This window comes from Mesorhizobium sp. M2C.T.Ca.TU.002.02.1.1, from assembly GCF_003997225.1.
Window position 1 is genome coordinate 1 of the sequence record NZ_RZTO01000459.1, and the last position, 4,945, is coordinate 4,945.

5 protein-coding genes and 1 tRNA gene are annotated in these 4,945 nt (G+C 67.2%); 4 read left to right on the forward strand and 2 right to left on the reverse strand.

Translation table 11 applies throughout. The annotated features are described in order from the left end of the window. The first annotated feature begins 65 nt into the window (after positions 1-65). From cobA to cobT, 4 genes are read left to right on the forward strand one after another with little or no spacing between them, the layout of a single operon-like run. Complete coding sequence (gene cobA, locus EOD07_RS22190; protein WP_127236990.1) at positions 66-863, forward strand: uroporphyrinogen-III C-methyltransferase; 798 nt, start codon at positions 66-68, stop codon at positions 861-863. After that, positions 860-2,176, forward strand: coding sequence for a cobyrinate a,c-diamide synthase (locus tag EOD07_RS22195; protein ID WP_127236991.1), 1,317 nt, complete (start codon positions 860-862; stop codon positions 2,174-2,176). The genes cobA and EOD07_RS22195 overlap by 4 nt, the downstream gene beginning before the upstream one ends. Next, a complete protein-coding gene (locus EOD07_RS22200; protein ID WP_127236992.1) occupies positions 2,173-2,940 on the forward strand; it encodes an adenosylcobinamide-GDP ribazoletransferase in 768 nt (255 codons plus the stop codon). The genes EOD07_RS22195 and EOD07_RS22200 overlap by 4 nt, the downstream gene beginning before the upstream one ends. 24 nt (positions 2,941-2,964) lie before the next feature. Continuing rightward, positions 2,965-3,990: a nicotinate-nucleotide--dimethylbenzimidazole phosphoribosyltransferase gene (gene cobT, locus EOD07_RS22205; RefSeq protein ID WP_127236993.1), complete on the forward strand. Its 1,026-nt coding sequence runs from the start codon at positions 2,965-2,967 to the stop codon at positions 3,988-3,990. Between the two features lie 125 nt (positions 3,991-4,115). Here cobT and EOD07_RS22210 read toward each other — a convergent pair. Both EOD07_RS22210 and EOD07_RS22215 read right to left on the reverse strand, forming a co-directional pair. Beyond that, a tRNA-Lys gene (locus EOD07_RS22210) sits at positions 4,116-4,191 on the reverse strand. Between the two features lie 105 nt (positions 4,192-4,296). After that, positions 4,297-4,945 (reverse strand): PhzF family phenazine biosynthesis protein (locus tag EOD07_RS22215; RefSeq protein WP_164772423.1); only part of this gene is annotated, 649 nt, incomplete at its 5' end.

Sequence of the window (4,945 nt, forward strand, 5' to 3'; positions counted from 1 at the left end):
CTCTACGACGCCCACTACCAGCGGCGTTTTCGCGGACGGGACGGATTGTGAACGGTAGCGCCAATATGAACGGACGGGCAAATCTGGAGCAGGCGCTGGCCCGCCTGAACTTCAAGCCGCGCGAGCTGGAGCCTGGCCACGTCTGGCTGGCCGGCGCCGGCCCCGGCGATCCAGGCTGCCTGACGCTGGAGGTGCTGGCCGCGCTCGGACAATGCGATGCGCTGGTCTACGACGCGCTGGTCTCGCCCGATGTCGTGGCGGTCGCCCAGGGTGCTGAGCTTTTCTACGCCGGAAAACGCGGCGGCCAGCCTTCGATGAAGCAGGAGGATATCAACGCCCTGCTCGTGCGGCTGGCGCGCGAAGGCCGCCGTGTCGTGCGGCTCAAGGGCGGCGACCCGTATATTTTCGGCCGCGGCGGCGAAGAAGCATTGGCGCTCGCGGGCGAAAAGATTCCGTTCCGGGTGCTCTCCGGCCTGACCTCGGGTCTCAGCGCGCTTGCCGCCACCGCCATTCCCGCCACCATGCGCGGCATCAACAAGGCCGTCATCCTGGCGACCGGCCACGCCGCCGGCACGGATGACGACATCGACTGGGCAGCGATCGCCCGCACCGGACAGCCGGTCGTGGTCTATATGGGCATGGCCAACCTGCCGGTGATCGCAGCAAAGCTGCTGAGCGGCGGCCTCGCGCCGTCGACGCCCGCGGCCGTGATCGTCGCGGCGACCACGCCGCAGGAGCGCATCGTCGTCGCCACGCTCGCCACCATCGCCGAGGAAGCAGCGACCGCCGGGCTCGCTTCGCCGGCCCTGATCGTCGTCGGCGGCATCGTCGCCATGCGCGCCGCACTGGCAGGTGATTTGTGACCGCCCGCGCGATCATCATCGGCGCGCCGCGCTCCGGCTCGGGCAAAACCAGCGTCACCATCGGCCTGTTGCGCGCGCTCGCCCGGCGCGGCCTGAAAGTGCGCGGCGCGAAGTCGGGACCGGACTATATCGACCCGGGCTTTCACACCGCCGCCACCGGCCTATCCGGCGTCAATCTCGACAGCTGGGCGATGTCGCCTTCCCTGCTCAACGCGCTGGCGGGCCAAGCCGCGAACGACGCCGAATACATCATCCTCGAAAGCGCGATGGGGCTGTTCGACGGCATCCCCGCGCCGGAAGGCCGCTCCGGCTCGGCCGCCGATCTCGCCCGGCTCTACAACCTGCCTGTCCTTCTGGTGCTCGACGTTTCCGGCCAGTCGACCACGGCCGCCGCCGTCGCCAAGGGTTTCGCCACCTACGACCCGGATGTCCGTATGGCCGGTGTCGTGCTCAACCGGCTCGGCAGCGAACGCCACCGGCGGCTGTCCGGCGACGCCATCGAAGCGATCGGCCTGCCCGTGGTCGGCGCCATCCTGCGCGATCCGACGCTCAACCTGCCCGAGCGGCATCTCGGCCTTGTCCAGGCCGGCGAGTACGAGAACCTGATGGCGCATCTCGATCGGCTGGCCGATATGGTCGAGAAGTCGCTCGACATCGACGCCATCCTGGCACTGGCGACCCCGCTGGAGCCGGCAGCCGGCGACTTCGGTGACGCGCTGCAGCCGCCCGGGCAGCGCATCGCGCTGGCGGAAGACGCCGCCTTCACCTTCCTCTATCCGCACGTCGCCACACATTGGCGCAGCGCTGGCGCCGAGATCGTGCCTTTCTCACCGCTTGCCGACGAAGCGCCTGCCGAGGATTGCGAGGTCTGCTGGCTGCCTGGCGGCTATCCCGAGCTGCATGCCGGCAAGCTCGCGGCCGCGGCGAACTTCCAGGCGGGAATGGCCCGCTTTGCGGCGACGAAGCCGATTCACGGCGAGTGCGGCGGCTTCATGGTGCTGGGCGAAGTGCTGGAAGACGCGGAGGGGACAAGCCACAAGATGCTCGGCCTGCTCGGCCATTCGACCAGCTTCGCCAAACGAGAAATGAACCTTGGCTACCGCGAGGCGCGGCTGCGCGCCGCCTGCCCTTTGGGGCCGCAGGGCACGCTGATCCGCGGCCATGAATTCCACTATTCGCAGATGACCGCCACCGGCAATGACGAGCCGCTGGCCGACCTTGCCGATGGCCAGGGCAATCCGCTCGGCGCCTCCGGCTACCGGCGCGGCCATGTCAGCGGCACCTTTTTCCATGCCATTGCGAGGAGCACATGAGCGGCCCCTCAGCACCCGGGCAAGTGCTTGACGATATCTGCCTCAGCCTCGTCTTCTTCACCCGGCTGCGGTTGCCATCCAGCGATTTCGGCGGCCGCGGCCTGGCCGATGCGATCTGGGCTGCACCATTCGCCGGCCTCGCGGTGGCGATCATCGGCGCGCTCGTCTACGCCATTGCCGCCGCCTTCGGCCTCGCCGCCGCACCGGCCGCGGCGCTGACGCTCGCCGCGACCATGCTGGTTACCGGCTGCCTGCACGAGGACGGACTCTCCGACATCGCCGACGGTTTCGGCGGTGGCAGGACACGCGACAGGAAACTGGAGATCATGCGCGACAGCCGCATCGGCGCCTATGGCGCGGCGGCGCTTGGGCTGTCGCTGCTCATCCGCTGGAGCGCGCTCTCCGAACTTGCCGGTCCCGGCCACATCTTCCTGGCGCTGCTTGCCGCGCATGCGGCCTCGCGCGGCCTGTTCGGCGCCTTCATGCATCTTCTGCCGCCGGCCCGAGCCGATGGCCTATCCGCCAATGCGGGTTCAGTCACCACCGAGACCGCCATCATAGGTGCTGCGCTTGGCGCGGTGGCGCTGCTGGCGCTCGGCCTTGGCGGCGCGGTCGCGGCGCTCATCCTGCTCGGCTTGCTGTTTGCCGCGTTCCGCACGCTTTGCCTCGCCCAGATCGGTGGCCAGACCGGCGACACGATCGGCGCGCTGCAGCAGTTCGGCGAGATCGCGGTGCTGCTCGTCGCTTCCGTTTGCCTTTCCTGATTCTCTTTCGGAGACCTTGCCCCCATGTCCCCCCAATCAGCCTCGTTCAAATCGCTCGAAGACCTTCGCGCCGCATGCCTCGATCTTCCGGCCGGCAGCGACACCGCCGCCACAGCCGTCGCCCGCCGGCAGGACACGCTCACCAAGCCGCCGGGCAGCCTCGGCCGGCTGGAAACCATCGCCGCTTGGCTGGGCCGCTGGCAGGGCCGCGACATGCCGAAGCTCGATGCCGTGAAAGTCTTCGTCTTTGCCGGCAATCACGGTGTCACCGCGCAGGGCGTCTCGGCCTATCCGTCCGAAGTCACCGTACAGATGGTGGCGAACTTCGCCGGCGGCGGTGCCGCCATCAACCAGCTGGCCCGTATCGCCGGTGCAAACCTCGATGTCATCCCGCTTGATCTCGATCATCCGACCGGCGACTTCACGCAAGTCCCGGCGATGGACGAACAGGCGTTCCTCGCCGCCGTTTCGGCCGGCTACGACGCAGTAACCAGTGACCTGGACCTCGTCTGCTTTGGCGAGATGGGCATCGGCAACACCACCCCGGCCGCCGCGATCTCGACAGCTCTTTTCGGCGGTAGCGCGGAGAAATGGACAGGGCGCGGCACTGGCGTCGACGACGCCGGCTTGAAGCGCAAAGTGGTGGCTATCGAGGCGGGCCTCAAGCGCCATGCCGATTCGTTGTCCGACCCGCTGAAGATCGCGGCCGCCCTTGGCGGACGCGAACTCGCCGCCATCTTCGGCGCCACGCTCGCCGCGCGTAAGAACAACGTGCCGGTGCTGCTCGACGGTTTTGTGTGCACCGCCGCGGCCGCGCCATTGGCAAGGCTGCATCCGACTGGGCTGGCCCACACCATCGCTGCCCATGTCTCGGCCGAAGCGGGCCACCGCCGCCTGCTCGAGGCGCTCGGCCTGCCGCCGCTGCTCGATCTCGGCATGCGTCTCGGCGAAGGCTCCGGCGCCTGCCTTGCCGTCAACATCGTGCGCTCGGCGCTGGAATGCCATACAAGGATGGCGAGCTTTGCCGAGGCTGGAGTTTCGGAGAAGTAGGCTGCAAACAAATGGCGGGTTGCTCTTCTGGGCAGCCCGTCAGCGAAGCCAAAAAAGCAGTCACCAACAGCCCAAGCAGCCGATCGACTTGGCCAGCGGGACTTCCATCTAATCAAAGGGAAATTTGGTGGGTGTGCACAGGATCGAACTGTGGACCCGCTGATTAAGAGTCAGCTGCTCTACCAACTGAGCTACACACCCACACCGCCGGGAAAACCAGCGTCGGCGGCGCATATAGCCGCCGCTTTCGGGTATGTCTAGCCCTGCCGGATCATTTCCCGACAAATCGCCGAATTGCCGCAGGTGTCAGAGGGTTAACTTACCTTCCGCCACCTTGATCGCATGGCCGCCGATGCGCGCGGATGCCAGGTTTCCGCCATCGACATTGAGCTCGAGACGGATGCGCGACGGCCGGCCCATTTCCAGCCCCTGCTCGATCCAGAACTGCGAGATACCGTCGGTCGGGGCGTCGAAATGCATGATGGCGCCGGCAAAGGCGGCCGCGGCCGAACCGGTTGCGGGGTCTTCGTAGGATGGCGTGCCGGGCACGATCATGCGGACATGGAAAGCGCTGTCGTGATGCACCGTCTCACGGCAGTACACGTATGGGCTTGCGAAGGCCCATTCGCTCTTGCGCGGAGCCAATTCCGACCATGCCTGGTTGTCGAGCCTGATCTTGGCCGCCTCCTTCAGCCCGGCAACGGGAATCGTCACATAAGGCACGCCGGCCGACCAGAAGGCGACGCGGTGATTCTCGAAGCCGATCTCGTGCGGGGCAAGGCCGAGCGCCGCGCCGATCGCTTCCGGATCAGCCTTGAGCTCCAACGGTTCCGGCAATTTCGCCAGGTCGAACTCGGCGAAGGTTGAGCCGTCATGCTTGCTTACCGCGCAGCGCACCGGTCCGATATTCTCCTCCAGCACGAAAATGCCGGCGGCTTCCCCGGCGAGTTCGGTC